We start from the raw sequence: 15,274 nt of genomic DNA, 5'->3' as shown, positions 1-15,274 counted from the left end.
AGAATGATCGTCTGCATGCTGGCGACTGTAGTGCGCCCCACACCCGCGCGGCAAACCGTCCACCCTGTGGGACGGGCGCTCAGAGCAGTCGCCGCGAGAGCGCCCAGGCCGTGAGCTCGTGCCGCGAGGACAGCTGCAGCTTGCGCAGCACGCTCGACACGTGCGTCTCCACGGTCTTGATGGAGATGAACAGCTCGGAGGCGACCTCCTTGTAGGCGTACCCCTGGGCGATCAGGCGCATCACCTCCTGCTCTCGACGGGTGAGACGGTCAAGCTCCTCGTCGCTCGCCGCCTCCTCTCCCCCGGCGGCTCCGAAGGCATCGAGCACGAAGCCCGCGAAAAACCACTGCCTCAATCGGTCCGATAGACACCCTTCTACGCAGGAGGACCGCTCGCCATCCGTGACCGGACGACACGCAGGTCAGCCCGGTACTTCGATGACACCCTTTCGACGACAGCCCTCTGCCAATCATGCGCTTCAGGCGAGACGTAGACCTGTTCGATCAACACGGCGAGATCTACCGGCACCCTAAGAACCTTTGGAGGATCATCCGACGCTGACTCTACGGCAATCCCATTTTCCACCTTGAAAACTTCGGGCTCCCAGTTGGCGATTAGGCGATACTCGTTCTCGTGTTGAAAGTGCTCACGCTTATGAATCAACGACCCTAGGATATTATCCTCCGGGATGAACGTCTCATCATAGTCCACGTACTTCACTGTGGACCCGAACATCGCAGGGCCACCGCGAGAGGGAAGCGACTCTTTGAGTCGACCGATCGTGCTCTTCAGCGCAACTCCAACAGGCCCTGAGGCGTACTGGTGCCACAGTGCGTCCGATTCATTTCTCCCGATGTTCCAACAGTTCAAGTAGAAGTGTGTTCTCGCGTGACGTTTCGCGGCTCGAAGCGAATGAGATACGACGTTGGCAATCTCCGCCCCATAGATAAATGGGCGAACCGCGGCGTTAGCTTGGCCGTACACGCCCTCCCACTGGTCAACCATGGTGTCGACGCGAGTCATGTGCAACTCACTCGTCTGGAGCAGGTCGAGATACTTGCTCAAGTCCATGTATCGCCAGACAGATACGCGGGGATCTTGCACATCGAAGAGTCCAGGATGCTCCCTGAAGACCACCTAAGACCCCCTAAGACCGCCGGAACATCCTCATTGCCAACATCGACTGGGCTCATGGTAGCGAAGGGTTCAAGCCATCAGCGCAGCGCGTCGTGACCTGACAAAAGTTCAGTCCAACGGCCTCCGGGTCGCGCCGTAGGTCGCCGAGCGCACCAGGTGCGCGTAGACCTTGAGCGCCTGGGTGACCTGGCGCTCGCGGCTCTCGGGAAGCCAGGGCAGGTCGCCCTTGGCCGCGCGGCGACGGGTGAGCTCGTCCTCGGGCACGTCGAGCTGGAGCAGTCGCTTGTCGACGTCGATGATGACCTTGTCGCCGTCCTCGACCAGGCCGATGAGCCCGCCCTCGGCAGCCTCCGGGGAGATGTGGCCGATGGAGACGCCGCTGGTGCCGCCGGAGAAGCGCCCGTCGGTGATCAGGGCGCAGGCCTTGCCGAGCCCGCGGCCCTTGAGGAACGAGGTCGGGTAGAGCATCTCCTGCATGCCCGGACCGCCCTGCGGGCCCTCGTAGCGGATGACGACGATGTCGCCCTCCTTGACCGTCTTGTCGAGGATCTTCTGGACGGCCTCCTCCTGCGAGTCGCACACCACGGCGCTGCCCTCGAAGTGGAAGAGGTCCTCGGTGATGCCCGCCGTCTTGATGACGGCGCCCTCGGTCGCGAGGTTGCCCTTCAGCACGCAGAGGCCGCCGTCCTTGGTGTAGGCGTGCGGGACCGCGCGGATCGCACCGCCCTCGGCGTCGAGGTCGAGGTCGTCCCAGAGGTTCGCCTGGGAGAACGCCTGCGTGGTCCGCACCCCGCCGGGGGCTGCGCGGAAGAAGGTCTTGGCCTCCTCGCTGGTCTCCCCGCTGCGCACGTCCCACTCGGCGAGCCAGGACTGCAGGTCCGGCGAGTGCACGGAGTGGACCGAGTGGTCGAGCAGGCCGGCACGGCTGAGCTCGCCCAGGATGGCGGGGATGCCGCCGGCCCGGTGGACGTCCTCGATGTGGTACTTCTGGCTGTTCGGGGCGACCTTGGAGACGCACGGCACGGACCTCGAGAGTCGGTCGATGTCCTCGAGGCCGAAGTCGATCCCGCCCTCGATCGCGGCGGCCAGGATGTGCAGCACGGTGTTCGTCGAGCCGCCCATCGCGACGTCCAGGCTCATCGCGTTCGTGAACGCGGCCTTGGTGGCGATGTTGCGCGGCAGCACCGACTCGTCGTCGTCGCCGTAGTAGCGGCGGCACAGATCCACGACGGTGCGGCCGGCGCGCAGGAACAGCTCCTTGCGCAGCGCGTGGGTGGCGAGCGTGGTGCCGTTGCCCGGCAGCGAGAGGCCGAGCGCCTCGGTGAGGCAGTTCATCGAGTTCGCGGTGAACATGCCCGAGCACGACCCGCACGTGGGGCAGGCGTTCTCCTCGATCTCGGCGAGCTGGACGTCGGTGACGCTCTCGTCGGCCGAGATCGAGATCGCGTCCACGAGGTCCAGGCGGTGGTCGACGACGCCCTCGACGGGCTTGCCGGACTCCATCGGCCCGCCGGAGACGAACACGACCGGGATGTTCAGGCGCATGGCGGCCATGAGCATGCCGGGGGTGATCTTGTCGCAGTTCGAGATGCACACGATCGCGTCCGCGCAGTGGGCGTTGACCATGTACTCGACGCTGTCGGCGATCACGTCACGACTGGGCAGCGAGTAGAGCATGCCGCCGTGCCCCATGGCGATGCCGTCGTCCACGGCGATCGTGTTGAACTCCTTGGCGACGCCGCCGGCCTCCTTGATGGCGCCGGCGACGAGGTCGCCCATGTTCTTCAGGTGGACGTGGCCGGGCACGAACTGGGTGTACGAGTTCGCGATCGCGATGATCGGTTTGCCGAAGTCGGACTTCTCCATGCCGGTCGCGCGCCACAGGGCGCGGGCACCGGCCATGTTGCGGCCGTGGGTCGAGGTTCGAGAGCGCAGTTGGGGCATATGACCATTAGGCCACGGTGGTGCGGAACCCACCAAGACGCCAGCACTACTAGTGGTGGAACTGATAGTTTTCGGCGCGTGGACGAACCAGCACGCAAGGAGCTCGGCGCCCTGCTGCGCCGACGGCGCAACGAGGTCGAGCGCTCGGACTACGACCTGGGACCCGTGGGCCGCGGACGCACCACGGGTCTGCGCCGCGAGGAGATCGCCTTCCTCTCGGGCGTCTCCGTCACCTGGTACACGTGGCTCGAGCAGGGGCGCGACATCAACCCCTCACGCCAGGTGATCGACGCGGTCGCGGTGAACCTGCACCTCAGCGAGGCCGAGCACGACTACGTGCTGGGCCTCGCGGGCTTCACCCCGCGCCCTCGGCCCGAGCTCGCCGAGCCCGAGCCGGTCCCGCCGCACGTCCAGCACCTGCTGGACGCCCTGGATCCGGCGCCCTCCTTCGCGCTCACCGCGCACTGGGACGTGGCCGCCTGGAACCGCAGCTACGAGGGACTGTTCCCCGGCGTGCTCGACGCCGATCCCGCCCAGCGGAACCTCCTGCAGTTCATCTTCACCGACGATCGCGTGCGGGCGATGCTGCCCGAATGGGAGCTCACCAGCAGGCAGTTCCTCGCCGAGTACCGTGCCGAGGCGGGCGGGCGCGCCGGCGGACCGCAGCACGTGCGCCTGGTCAAGCATCTGCGCGCGCTCTCCCCCGACTTCTCCCGCGCCTGGGACGCCCACGAGGTCGACCGCTTCAGCTCGCGCGTGCGCATCTTCGAGCACCCGGAGGGCGGACGCCTGGTCTTCGAGCAGGTCAACATCGTCCCGCAGGACGCGCCCGACCTGCACATCGTCTCCTACCTGCCGCTGCCGGAGGGCGACACCCCCGCGGGCGTGCGCCGCCTCGCCGGCGAGGAGTGAGGGGCCGACGGGCTGTGCCCCTCAGCTCAGCGCGCGTCCCCGCGCGGATCCTCCAGGGTGATCGCGACGACGAAGGGATCGCCCGGCAGGTAGCGCACGGCGATCCGACGGCCGGCCACCAGGTGGCGCAGGCTGTCGGGATGCAGGAACGCACGGGTGTCCGCGTCCCACGGGGTGCGGACCCCGCCGGGCTGCACGCGCACGCTCACGGCGACCTCGACCTGGTCGTCCAGGCTCGTGCCCGTCGGCCGCGCGCTGATCACGCGGGCAGGGGCGAGCACGCCGTGCAGTCGCGCCGCCGCGACCTCCGGCGGGATCAGTCCCAGGGCGATCCGTCGGCGCAGCAGCAGCTCGCGCACCAGCGGGTCCGCCGCGTCGACGAGCTCGGGGAAGTCCCCGCCGCCGGGGCCGAAGCGCACCGGGAACGGGGCACCGGGCACGAGCGCGGAGAGCTCCGCCGGGGTCAGTCGCACCCGCAGCGCGAGCAGCGAGGGCTCACGGCCGTCGCCCTCGATGCGCAGGCGCACCAGATGCTCGCGGGAGGCATCGGCCCGTGCCTCGCGCGTCCGTGGGTCCTCGGCGCGGGAGGCGCCGTCGGTCGACCGTTCGGTGCACCAGAGGTCCAGCACGCTCGCGACGCCGATCGCGGACGGCCCGGAGGCGGAGGGCCCGGACGACGCCGGTCTCGCGCGCCTCGCCCCGAGCAGTGCAGCGCCGAGGCTGAACCGTGCCATCCCTGTCCGTCCCTTCCGCCGCTCGCCCGTCGGCCGAATATCCGATCATCCATCGGCCGCTCGATCCTCGGCCGCTCGCGGCTCCGCTGATCACGCGCCGCACCGCGGTGCGGCGCGTGATCGCATGCTAGCGGCGGATCAGGCGACGGGCAGAGCCGGTTCGGCCTCCGGGACGTCGGCGGTGCGCGCGACGGGATTGGGCATCGTCCCGGCGTAGAGCAGGGATTCGGCCTGGTTGCCGATGTCGACCATCTGCAGGGTGTTGCGCAGCTGCAGACGGTTCAGGCACGAGTGCGCGAACTCCTCCGTGCGCAGGTCCACGTCGCCGGAGAGCCCCCGCGCGAGCTCGGGGTGGCGCGCCTCATAGGCGTCCAGGGCGGCGGCGACCCGCTGCCAGAACACCTCGGCGCGCAGGACCCCGTCGGCCTCGAGGATCCCGGAGAGGTGGCGCAGCACGCCGTCGAAGACGTCCGTGAAGACCGACAGCGCCTTCTCGTCGCCCGGGACCACCGCGCGGATCCGCGCGATCCGCTCTGGCAGCTCGCGGTGGCCCAGCACGGCCGTCTCCTCGCCGATGTCCTTCATGAACGCGCCCACCACGCGCTGCTCGCGCACGCGCAGGATGAGGTTCTCGCCGTGCGGCATGAACACGAGGTCGTGGCCGAGCAGGGCGTGGACCAGCGGCTGCAGGTACGCCGAGAGGTAGTCGTCGAGCCAGACCTCGGGGGCGAGTCCGGAGGCGCGGATCATCTGCGTCGCCAGGGCCGTGCCCTCGTGGTCGCGGTGGAGCAGCGCCGCCATCGTCATGGCCCGTTCGCCCTCGCCGAGCAGCGGCAGGGGGTTCTCGCGCCACAGGGCCGCGAGCATCTTGCGGTGCGGGTTGGTCGCGGGCGTGCGGTGGTAGACGTCGCCCGTGTACCCGAGCGCCGCGCGCTCGCGCAGCACGGAGAATCCCTGCGCCGCGAACTCGGGGTCGCCCGTGACGACGCCGTGCACCCAGTCGTTGATGGCGGGCGTGTCGCGCATGTAGCGCGGGGAGAGCCCGCGCAGGAAGCCCATGTTCTGGATCGCGAGCGCCGTCTTCACGTACGGGGCGCCGGGCCGGCTGAGGTCGAAGAAGGTGCGCAGGGACTGCTGCGCCTGGAACTCGTCGCCGCCCGGGCCGAGGGGCACGAGGTCCTGGCGGGCCACGTCCGCGGCGAAGGTGAGCGGCAGCCGGTGGTCGGCCTGCCAGGGATGCAGCGGCATGAGGTGGTAGTCCGACGGGTCGAGCCCCCGCGCGAGGAGCCGGTCGGCGAAGGCAGCGCGCTCCTCGGCGCTGAGCGCTCCGGCCAGATGGTCCTCGAGGTCGTAGCCCTCGCCGAGGCTGAGATGGCTGAGCTCCCGGCGCACTGCGATCCACTGCAGTCGCGTGCGCCGACCCTGCTCGGGCGCATAGGCGCGGTAGTCGCTGAGCGCGTAGCCGATGCGGCCGCTGCCCGCGAGGAAGCCCGGGTGCCCCTCGGTCATCGCGGACTCGATCTGCTGCAGATCGGCGTCCAGCAGCTGCCGGGCCGTGGGACGACGGCCCTCGCGGGCGTCCTGCAGCTTGGCGCATGCCGCCGCGAAGGTCGAGGCGAGCTCTTCGAGGTAGGTCGAGAGCAGGTCGTCGGGGATGCCGAGCGCGCTCTGGAAGGCGGTGACGAACTCGAGCACGTCGAGGCGGCCGTGGGCCAGACGCTCGCCGCCGCCGACCGGCGTGCCGTCGGCCGGCGCGCCGTCCGTCGACGTGCCGTCCGCCGGCGTCTCGTCGGACGCGACCTGGTCCTGCGCGGCCTCGATCCGCACGATCGAGTCCTCGTCGACCAGCCAGTGCTCGAGCGGCAGCACCCGGGCGCGGAAGCGGTAGCTCGTCCCCTCGTCCGAGGGCCCGGTCAGCTCCCACCAGCCGTCCTCGAGATCGACCGGCGCCAGGATCCGCTCGTGCGAGAACTCGGAGATCGCCTTGGCGAGCAGATGCCGGTGCACGGCGTCGGCGACGTCGGGACGCAGGTGGGCGTGGGGGTCCTCTGCGCCCTCGCCGCCGCTGTCGCCGAGCGGGGAGCCCGCGAAGTCCTCCCGGGTGCAGACGCTGAGGGCGGCGCGCTTGGGGTGGCCGTCGACCGTGAGGTCGAGCTCGCGCAGCACGCGGAAGCCCGCGGCGGCGTTCTTGGCGAGGATGCGGTCGTTGCGCGCGTCGGGCTCGACGACGACGCGCTCGGCCCCGCGCTGCGCGAAGCAGAAGCGCATGACGGCGGCCATGGCGTCCGCCGTGAAGCCGTGGCGGCGCTCCCCCGCCGGCGGGCCGACGAGCACGTGCATGCCCAGGTCGCCCGGGCGGATGCGCAGCGCGTGCCGCGGGATGAGGATCGCGGGGTCGTAGGTCTCGACGTAGACGACGTCGGCGCCGGTCCCGGGTGCGTCCTCGCTCTCGACGGAGCCGATCCAGCCGTCCTGGGCGGGGTCGTCGGCGATCGTTCGGAGGTAGGCGAGGGTCTGCTCGCCGGAGTTCTCGGTCATCTCCCAGTAGCGGGCGCGAGGATCGGTGAGCCAGGTGTGGACGAGGGCCGCGTCGCGCGCGGGGTCGACGGGTCGGAAGGTGATCTGCACGGGGGTCTCCTGGTGGGTCAGGCGTCGTCGGCGGGGAGGCCGAAGGTCTGGAAGGCGATGCGGCGCTCGATCGGGTAGGGCTCGCGGCCGGTGATCGCATCGAGCACCACGGAGGCGCGCCAGGCGCCGAAGCCGAGGTCGGGGGCGGTGACGCCGTGGGTGTGCTCCTCGGCGTTGAGCACGTGGATCCGCTGCTGGTCGTCGATCGTGTAGTCGCGGGAGACGTCGAGCCGGCCGCGGGAGTCGCGGCGGATCCTCTCTCCCAGGGGCGCGAGGAGCGCGGGCGCGCTCGAGCGGTACCCGGTGGCGGCGACCACGGCGTGGGTGCGGTGCTCGCGCCGTGTGCCCAGCTCGCCGTGCTCGAGGGTGAGCACGTGCTCGCCGGTCTCCGCGTCGTGGCGCGCGGCGGTCACGGCGGTGTCGGTGAGCAGCCTGGTGGGGACCTCGGCGCCGCCCTGGCTGAGCCGATAGAGCAGGTCGTGGATGTCGTCGATCAGGTCGCCGCTGATGCCCTTGTACAGGGTCCGCTGCTCACGGCCGAGGCTCTCGCGCCGCTCCTCCGGAAGGGAGCGGAACAGGTCCGTGTACTCCGGCGAGGTCATCTCGAGGGTGAGCTTCGTGTACTCCATCGGGAAGAACCGTGGCGAACGGGTCACCCAGTCCACGCGGGTGCCGCGCGCGGCCGCGTCCTCGAGCAGATCGCGGTAGATCTCCGCGGCGCTCTGGCCGCTCCCCACGATCGTCACCGATCCCGCATCCAGCAGCTGCTCGCGCGCGGGCAGGTACTGCGAGCTGTGGATCACGGGCGGGGCCGACGCGTCCGCCGCCTCGGCGAGCTCTGCGAGGGCGGGCGGCAGCACGGGCCGCGTGCCGACGCCGAGCACCACGTGCCGGCCGCGATGCTCCTCGGTGCCCACGACCGCGCCCTCCGCGTCGAGCACGTCGGCCACCACGAGGAGGTGCTCGCCCTCCTCCTGGACCGCGCGGACGCGGCGCCGCCAGCGCAACGTGTTCAGCTGCTCGGCGACCCAGCGGCAGTAGCGGTCGTACTCGGAGCGCAGCGGGTAGAACGACTCGCGGATGTAGAAGGGGTAGAGCCTTCCGGTCTCCTTGAGGAACTGCAGGAAGGAGAAGCGCGAGGTGGGGTCGGCCATCGTCACCAGGTCCGCGAGGAAGGGCACCTGGATCGTCGCGCCGTCGAGCATCATCCCGGGATGCCAGGAGAAGCCGGGCGCCTGGTCGAGGAAGATCGCGTCGACGTCCTCGAGGGGCTCGCTGAGCGCGGCCATGCCGAGGCCGAAGGGCCCGATGCCGATGCCCACGAGGTCGTGGACGCGGGCGTCGTCCGCGGGAGCAGGCGCGCTCATCGCTCGCTCCCCTCGGCCGCGAGGCGGCTGCCCGCGAGCAGGCCGCGGCCCGTCGCGCGCACGAGGTCGAGCACGGCGGCGACGTCCGTGAGGGTCGCCTCGGGGTTCAGCAGGGTGAGCTTGAGCCACGGGGCGCCGTCGATCGTGGTGCGGGCGACCATCGCGCGGCCGGACTGGAAGAGGATCCGGCGGATGAGGGCGACGTGCCCGTCGGCCGTCCGGTCATCCACGCCCTCGGGCTGGAAGCGGAACAGCACGGTGCTGAGGTCGCTCGTGCCCAGCACGGTGAAGTCGCGGTCGGCGAGCAGCAGCGTGCGGACCTCGAGGGCGAGGTCGCAGACCGCGTCGACCATCTCGCCGAGGCGTCCGGGCCCGAGCGAGCGCAGGGTGGTCCAGAGCTTGAGGGCGTCGAAGCGGCGCGTGGTCTGCAGCGACTTGTCGACCTGGTTGGGCTCCGCCTCGGCCGACGCCGCCTCCGCCGCGGGATTGAGGTAGTCGGCGTGCCAGGCGGCGGCGCAGAGGTCCGAGGGATCGCGCACGAGGATCGCGCTCGAGGAGACGGGCTGGAAGAAGGTCTTGTGGAAGTCGATCGTCACGGAGTCCGCGCGCTCGATGCCCGTGAGCAGGTGGCGGCGGCGCTCGGAGACGAGCAGGCCTCCCCCGTAGGCGGCGTCCACGTGCAGCCAGACCCCGGTCTCCTCGCACGTCTCGGCGATGGCCGGCAGCGGGTCGATGATCCCGCGGTCCGTGGTGCCGGCGGTGACGGCGACGGCCATCGGCCGCTCCCCCGCAGCCTCGAGCGCGGCGAGTCGATCCCGCAGGTCAGCGGGATCCATCCGCCCGTCGGCGTCGGAGTCGACGGCGATGACGGAGTCGGCGGCGAGCCCCAGCAGGTGCGCGGAGCGGGCGACCGAGAAGTGGCTTGCGGCGGTGGTGAGCACGCGCAGGCGCGGCAGCACGTCGGTCCGCTCGCGCGGGTCCGCACGCAGAGCCCGCTCGCGCGCCAGGAACAGCGCCTGCAGGTTGGACTGCGTCCCGCCCGAGGTGAAGACGCCGTCCCCGCTCGCGAATCCGACGAGGCCCGCGGCCCACTGCACGAGGCGCCGCTCCATGTGCGTCGCGACGAGCGACTGGTCGAACGTGTCCACGGACGTGTTCACCGCGGCGAGCATCGCCTCGGCGGCGACCGCGGGGAGCACCACGGGGCAGTTCAGGTGCGCGAGGTACGAGGGGTGGTGGAACCAGACGGCGTTCCTCGCATAGAGCGCGTCGGCCTCGACGAGGGCCGCGCGGTCGCCGATGCCGGAGCCGTCGAGGTCCACGTCCTCGACGAGGCGCTCGAGGGAGTGCCGGTCGGGGCCGACGGAGGGGGCGTCGACGGTGCGGAAGCGTTCCGCGACGGTGTCGACGACCTCGTGGAGGAGCTCGGAGTAGGCGTCGGCCGAGGATCCGTTGAGCAGTGCGGTCGTCGAGGCGGTGGTCGCGGTGGCCGTCGCGGTCGACGCCGCGGGGGCCGTCGCCGCGGAGGGCTGGGCGGGGGGCGCGTCGGCGCCGGCGGAGGCCGGGAGCTCGTGCGCAGAGGTCTGCGGGAGCAGCTGGGACATGGGGGTCGGAACCTTCCTGCCGGTGGGGCGGAAGCTCGCCCCACGGTCGTTGAGGGTTGCCTACCCTAAGCGTGCTCGAGCGACGCCGCGCAAGCAGGCTTCCGGCCCGGATGAGATAGCCGACAGTTCCCGAGCATTGCTCGCCTGGCGAGACGAAAGCGCAGGCAGGGCGGATATTCGCGGTGCCCAATCACGGCGGGTCGTTGCCGACCAGTCCGTCGATCGCTTCGCGGACGATGGACGTCTGCCCAGTGTGCAGGAGGTTCTCCTCGAGGATGTCCACGAGCCGCCGACGCCGACTGACCTGGTACTCCGGGTCGTCCTGGACGAGCTCGTCGAGGCCGCCGTCCCGGATCAGCTCGCTCCACTCCCGGCGGCAGCGTCCGATCGTGCCGTACCAGAGGGCGTAGAGCTCCTCGGGCGGGCTCTCGGCGGCCGTGGTCCATTCCGCGTCGTAGGCCGTCCATGGCTCGGGGCCGGTGGTGGGCGGGCCGGGTGCGCGTCCGGCGGCCGAGGCGGTCCACATCTCCTCGACCTTCGCGAGGTGGACGATCGTGCCGGCGATCGTCACCCCCGAGGGCGGGTGGCGCGTGCCGAGCTGCTCCTGCGTGAGACCGCCGGATTTCCAGGCGAACTGGCGGTGCACGCGATCCAGGGCGAAGACGAGCATCTCCCCCTCCCCACCGCGAAGGCAGTCCTCGATGGGTACGTCGTTGTAGTCCATGCCGCGAGCGTAGACCTCACGACCGGAGTTTCGGCCGGCTGTCATCAGCGGAGCACGAGCGCTCCGAGCGGGACCTGCCAGCGGCAGCTGATTCAGGACGATCGCGCGGCCGACCGTCCGCGCGGGGCGATGCCCTCCCGAACGCTACGAGTTGCGGTGGATTCTGGTCGGAATGGATAGCGACCAGAATCCACCGCAACTCGTAGCCTCAGCGCCCCATCCCACTCGCGTCGGTTCGCCAGGCGTGCAACCCCGGGTCGGGATCTCCGCGCGCGAGCCGCCTCGCCGCCTTCCCGCTGCATCGCCGGCTCCGGGTATTCGATGGCTCTTCGGCGCGCTCCGCGTCAGACTTCCGGTCAGAGAGGAGCCGCCTCATGCCCCGCTACTACGAGCACGAGCATCGGCAGGGCTATGCCCGGATCCGACGAGACGGGCTGGACCATTGGAACGACCTGCACCCCGCCGACAGCGGCGACGGATACGCGAACTTCGCCGCCCGCCCCTTTCTCGAGCGCGTTCTGACGCCTCCCCTCAACGGCCTGAGCGTCTTCGAGTACGGCTGCGGCACAGGTGGCGCCGCGTGCTGGCTGGCCGCGAACGGCTGCGTCGTCACGGCGATGGATCTGATTCCCGATGCGATCACCGTGGCGCGAGAACGGGCCGCGCTGCAGGACCTCGACATCGCGTTCTCCGTGGGCGACATCTGTGCGGGCGACGGGCCGGAGATCAGCGCTGATCTCGTCCTGGACTGCTTCTGCCTGCAGTCCGTGGTGATGGACGAGGACCGCGAAGCACTCTTCCGGGCAGTGCGGGAGCGTCTGGCGACGTCCGGTCGCTATCTCATCGCGACGGCCACGGCTGATCCGGACCGGGAGTACGGCGAAGACATCCGCGACGACGGGACGGGGATCGTGTGGACGCCGTCGAACGCGCCCGGGGATGTGGAGCGCCGCATCGGCGGGACGCGCTACGTGCCGACGCGCCGCCACCTCACGCCGGAGACCCTCCATCACGAGCTCGAGAGCGCCGGTTTCGAGGTGCTCGAGCAGGCCGGGGACGGCGGCGGAGAGCTCGTGTGCCGACGTCGGCCCTGAGACGACGGGAGCGCCGCACCCGACGAGGGGTGCGGCGCTCCGGCGCAGAGCTGCGAGGGACGGTCAGCCCTGGACGCCCAGCTTCTCCATGATGATCTCGCGCACGCGGCCGGCGTCCGCCTGACCGCGCGTGGCCTTCATGATGGGCCCGATCAGCGCGCCGATCGCCTGGACCTTGCCGCCCTGGATCTTGGCGACCACGTCGGGGTTGTCGGCGATCGCCTGGTCCACGGCGCCGGTGAGCACCGAGTCGTCGGAGACGACCGCGAGGCCCTCCTTCTCGACGATCGCACCGGGATCACCCTCGCCCGCGAGCACCTTGCCGAGCACCTGACGGGCGATCTTGTCGTTGATCTTCTTGTCGTCGATGAGCTTCTGGAGCTCGGCGACCTGCGCCGGGGTGGCCGTGAGCTCCTCGAGCTCGACGCCCTGCTCGCCGGCGGTGCGGGCGAGCTCGCCCATCCACCACTTGCGGGCGGACTGGGCGCTCGCGCCCGCGACCACGGTCGCCTCGATGGCCTCGAGAGCGCCGGCGTTGATGACGTCGCGCATCTCGAGATCGCTGAAGCCCCACTCCTCGCGCAGACGGCGGCGGCGGGCCGCCGGCAGCTCGGGAAGGTTCGCCCGCAGCTCCTCGACCCACTCGCGGCTCGGCGCGACGGGCACCAGGTCGGGCTCGGGGAAGTAGCGGTAGTCCTCGGCGTCGGACTTCACGCGCCCGGCGCTCGTGTGGCCGTCCTCCTCGTGGAAGTGACGGGTCTCCTGGGTCACCGACCCATCGGCGTCGAGGATCCCCGCCTGGCGGGAGATCTCGTAGCGCACCGTGCGGTCGATCGAGCGGAACGAGTTCACGTTCTTCGTCTCGGTCCGGGTGCCCAGCGGCGCATCGGCCGACGGGCGCAGGGAGACGTTCACGTCGGCCCGGACGTTGCCGCGCTCCATCCGCGCCTCGGAGACGTCGAGGGCTCGGAAGATGTCCCGCAGGGTCCGCACGTAGGCGGCGGCGACCTCCGGGGCCCGCTTGCCCACGTTCGGGATCGGACGGGTCACGATCTCCACGAGCGGCACGCCCGCGCGGTTGTAGTCCACGAGGGAGTGCGTCGCGCCCTGGATGCGGCCGCTGCCGCCCACGTGCGTGGACTTGCCGGCGTCCTCCTCCATGTGGGCGCGCTCGATCTCGACGCGCACGATCTCGCCGTCCTCGAGCTCCACGTCCACCCAGCCGTCGTGCGCGATCGGCTCGTCGTACTGGGAGGTCTGGAAGTTCTTCGTGAGGTCGGGGTAGAAGTACTGCTTGCGCGCGAAGCGGCAGGACTCGGCGATCTCGCAGTTCAGCGCGAGGCCGATGGTGATCGCGTACTCGACGGCCTTCTCGTTGACCACGGGCAGCGTGCCGGGCAGGCCCAGGCTCACCGGGGTGATCGCGGTGTTCGGGTCGGCGGCGAAGATGTTCGGCGCACCGTCGAACATCTTGGTCGCCGTGCCGAGCTCCACGTGCACCTCGATGCCCAGCACCGGGTCGTAGCGGTCGGTCGCGTCCTCGAAGTCGACGAGGTCGGTATCGATGGTCGTCATCACTTCACCTCTCCGGTCTGAGCGCCGGACTGCGCACCGGTCAGCGCGGGGGCGCGGTCCAGGAGCGGGCCTCCCCAGGAGTCCTCGAGCAGCGCCTCGAGCGCGCCGCCCACCCGGTACAGCCGCTCGTCGGCCCGCGCGGGGGCGAGGAACTGGACGCCCGCGGGCAGTCCGTCCTCCGCGAGTCCGCTGGGCAGGGACAGTCCGGGCACGCCCGCGAGGTTCGCGGGGATCGTGGCGATGTCGTTCATGTACATCGCCAGCGGGTCGTCGGTCTTCTCGCCGAGGCGGAAGGCGACGGTGGGCGAGGTCGGAGAGGCGAGCACGTCGACCTGCTCGAAGGCGCCGGCGAAGTCGCGCTGCACGAGCGTGCGCACCTTCTGGGCGCTGCCGTAGTAGGCGTCGTAGTAGCCCGCCGAGAGCGCGTAGGTGCCCAGCAGGATGCGGCGCTTGACCTCGTCGCCGAAGCCGGCGCCGCGGCTGGCCTTCATGACCGACTCGGCCGTCGGATGGTCCTCGGGCACCACGCGCAGCCCGTAGCGCATGCCGTCGAACTTCGCGAGGTTCGAGGACGCCTCCGAGGGCATGATCAGGTAGTACGCGCCGAGGGCGTACTCGAAGTTCGGGCAGGAGACGCGGACGATCTCCGCGCCGGCCTGCTCGAGTGCCGCGAGGGACTCCTCGAAGCGGGCGCGCACCTCGGGGGCGAAGCCGTCGCCCTCGAGCTGCTCGACGACGCCCACGCGCAGGCCCTTGACGTCCTTGCGGCGGGCGGCCTCGCCGAAGGCCGGAACGGCCTCGGGCAGGGAGGTCGAGTCGCGCGCGTCGTGGCCCGCGATCAGCTCGTGCAGGAGCGCGGCGTCCTCGACGGTGCGGGTCACGGGACCGGCCTGGTCGAGCGAGCTCGCCATCGCGATGAGCCCGTAGCGGGAGACGGAGCCGTAGGTCGGCTTCACGCCGACGGTCCCGGTGACCGAGGCCGGCTGGCGGATCGAGCCGCCGGTGTCGGTGCCGATCGCGAGCGGCGCCTCATAGGCGCCTACGGCCGCGGCGCTGCCGCCGCCCGAGCCGCCCGGGATCCGCTCGCGGTCCCAGGGGTTGCGCGTGGGCCCGAAGGCGCTGTTCTCGGTCGAGGACCCCATGGCGAACTCGTCCATGTTGGTCTTGCCGAGGATCGGCAGGCGCGCGGCGCGCAGCTTCTCGACGAGCGTCGCGTCGTACGGGGGCACCCAGCCCTCGAGGATCTTCGAGGCGGCCGTGGTGGGCGTGCCCTTGGTGACCACGACGTCCTTGACGGCGATCGGCACGCCGGCGAGCGCGTGCAGCTGCTCGCCCGCCGCGCGCCGATCATCGACGTCGCGCGCGACCTCGAGGGCCGCGTCCTCGCTCACGTGGAGGAAGGCGTTGAGGTCGCCGTCCACGGCCGCGATGCGGTCGAGGTGGGCGCGGGTGAGCTCCTCGGAGGAGAAGTCGCCGGATGCGAGGCCCTGGGCCTGCGCCGCGGCGGAGAGGCGCGTGGGATCCGCGCCCGGGTGGTTCTGGGTGCTGCTCATGC

At 70.9% G+C, this 15,274-nt stretch carries 11 protein-coding genes and 1 pseudogene; 2 read left to right on the top strand and 10 right to left on the bottom strand.

What is annotated here, in order from left to right; all coding sequences use genetic code 11:
* Positions 1-79: 79 nt before the first annotated feature.
* From M4486_RS02690 to ilvD, 3 genes and pseudogenes are all read right to left on the bottom strand, one after another.
* Positions 80-337 (bottom strand): annotated as a pseudogene (locus M4486_RS02690) (response regulator transcription factor); the annotation flags it as partial.
* Positions 338-375: 38 nt separating this feature from the next.
* Positions 376-1,137, bottom strand: a complete 762-nt coding sequence (locus M4486_RS02685; protein ID WP_249479429.1) for a DUF2971 domain-containing protein — start codon at positions 1,135-1,137, stop codon at positions 376-378.
* A 108-nt stretch (positions 1,138-1,245) separates the two neighbouring features.
* Positions 1,246-3,081, bottom strand: coding sequence for a dihydroxy-acid dehydratase (gene ilvD / locus M4486_RS02680; RefSeq protein ID WP_249479428.1), 1,836 nt, complete (start codon positions 3,079-3,081; stop codon positions 1,246-1,248).
* 78 nt (positions 3,082-3,159) lie between these two features.
* Between ilvD and M4486_RS02675 the strand changes: the two genes are divergently transcribed.
* Complete coding sequence (locus tag M4486_RS02675) at positions 3,160-3,993, top strand: helix-turn-helix transcriptional regulator (RefSeq protein WP_249479427.1); 834 nt, start codon at positions 3,160-3,162, stop codon at positions 3,991-3,993.
* A 26-nt stretch (positions 3,994-4,019) separates the two neighbouring features.
* On the opposite strand, the gene M4486_RS02670 is transcribed toward M4486_RS02675, so the two are convergent.
* From M4486_RS02670 to M4486_RS02650, 5 genes are all read right to left on the bottom strand, one after another.
* On the bottom strand, positions 4,020-4,727 hold the full coding sequence (locus M4486_RS02670) for a hypothetical protein (RefSeq protein WP_249479426.1): 708 nt from the start codon (positions 4,725-4,727) through the stop codon (positions 4,020-4,022).
* 138 nt (positions 4,728-4,865) lie between these two features.
* Positions 4,866-7,355 (bottom strand): GNAT family N-acetyltransferase, encoded by a 2,490-nt coding sequence (locus M4486_RS02665; protein WP_249479425.1) that lies wholly within the window; start codon positions 7,353-7,355, stop codon positions 4,866-4,868.
* A gap of 17 nt (positions 7,356-7,372) precedes the next feature.
* On the bottom strand, positions 7,373-8,722 hold the full coding sequence (locus M4486_RS02660; RefSeq protein ID WP_249479424.1) for a lysine N(6)-hydroxylase/L-ornithine N(5)-oxygenase family protein: 1,350 nt from the start codon (positions 8,720-8,722) through the stop codon (positions 7,373-7,375).
* Complete coding sequence (locus M4486_RS02655) at positions 8,719-10,326, bottom strand: pyridoxal phosphate-dependent decarboxylase family protein (RefSeq protein ID WP_249479423.1); 1,608 nt, start codon at positions 10,324-10,326, stop codon at positions 8,719-8,721. The genes M4486_RS02660 and M4486_RS02655 overlap by 4 nt, the downstream gene beginning before the upstream one ends.
* A gap of 190 nt (positions 10,327-10,516) precedes the next feature.
* Complete coding sequence (locus M4486_RS02650) at positions 10,517-11,050, bottom strand: mycothiol transferase (protein WP_249479422.1); 534 nt, start codon at positions 11,048-11,050, stop codon at positions 10,517-10,519.
* A gap of 374 nt (positions 11,051-11,424) precedes the next feature.
* On the opposite strand from M4486_RS02650, the gene M4486_RS02645 reads away from it, so the two are divergent.
* Positions 11,425-12,144, top strand: a complete 720-nt coding sequence (locus M4486_RS02645) for a class I SAM-dependent methyltransferase (protein WP_249479421.1) — start codon at positions 11,425-11,427, stop codon at positions 12,142-12,144.
* A 63-nt stretch (positions 12,145-12,207) separates the two neighbouring features.
* Here the strand turns inward: M4486_RS02645 and gatB are convergent, their stop codons facing one another.
* Both gatB and gatA read right to left on the bottom strand, forming a co-directional pair.
* On the bottom strand, positions 12,208-13,719 hold the full coding sequence (gene gatB / locus M4486_RS02640) for an Asp-tRNA(Asn)/Glu-tRNA(Gln) amidotransferase subunit GatB (protein ID WP_249479420.1): 1,512 nt from the start codon (positions 13,717-13,719) through the stop codon (positions 12,208-12,210).
* Positions 13,719-15,272 (bottom strand): Asp-tRNA(Asn)/Glu-tRNA(Gln) amidotransferase subunit GatA, encoded by a 1,554-nt coding sequence (gatA, locus tag M4486_RS02635; RefSeq protein WP_249479419.1) that lies wholly within the window; start codon positions 15,270-15,272, stop codon positions 13,719-13,721. Before gatA ends, gatB begins: the two co-directional genes overlap by 1 nt.
* Positions 15,273-15,274 lie beyond the last annotated feature (2 nt).

The organism is Brachybacterium kimchii, from assembly GCF_023373525.1.
Classification (GTDB): domain Bacteria; phylum Actinomycetota; class Actinomycetes; order Actinomycetales; family Dermabacteraceae; genus Brachybacterium; species Brachybacterium kimchii.
The sequence above is the reverse complement of the archived record's forward strand: the minus strand, read 5'-3'. Positions and strand labels throughout refer to the sequence as shown.

Coding starts and splice junctions, on each gene's coding strand:
- ilvD (WP_249479428.1), bottom strand. CDS start 3,081: ATGCCCCAACTGCGCTCTCGAACCTCGACCCACGGCCGCAACATGGCC.
- M4486_RS02670 (WP_249479426.1), bottom strand. CDS start 4,727: ATGGCACGGTTCAGCCTCGGCGCTGCACTGCTCGGGGCGAGGCGCGCG.
- M4486_RS02660 (WP_249479424.1), bottom strand. CDS start 8,722: ATGAGCGCGCCTGCTCCCGCGGACGACGCCCGCGTCCACGACCTCGTG.
- M4486_RS02655 (WP_249479423.1), bottom strand. CDS start 10,326: ATGTCCCAGCTGCTCCCGCAGACCTCTGCGCACGAGCTCCCGGCCTCC.
- M4486_RS02650 (WP_249479422.1), bottom strand. CDS start 11,050: ATGGACTACAACGACGTACCCATCGAGGACTGCCTTCGCGGTGGGGAG.
- M4486_RS02645 (WP_249479421.1), top strand. CDS start 11,425: ATGCCCCGCTACTACGAGCACGAGCATCGGCAGGGCTATGCCCGGATC.
- gatB (WP_249479420.1), bottom strand. CDS start 13,719: ATGACGACCATCGATACCGACCTCGTCGACTTCGAGGACGCGACCGAC.
- gatA (WP_249479419.1), bottom strand. CDS start 15,272: ATGAGCAGCACCCAGAACCACCCGGGCGCGGATCCCACGCGCCTCTCC.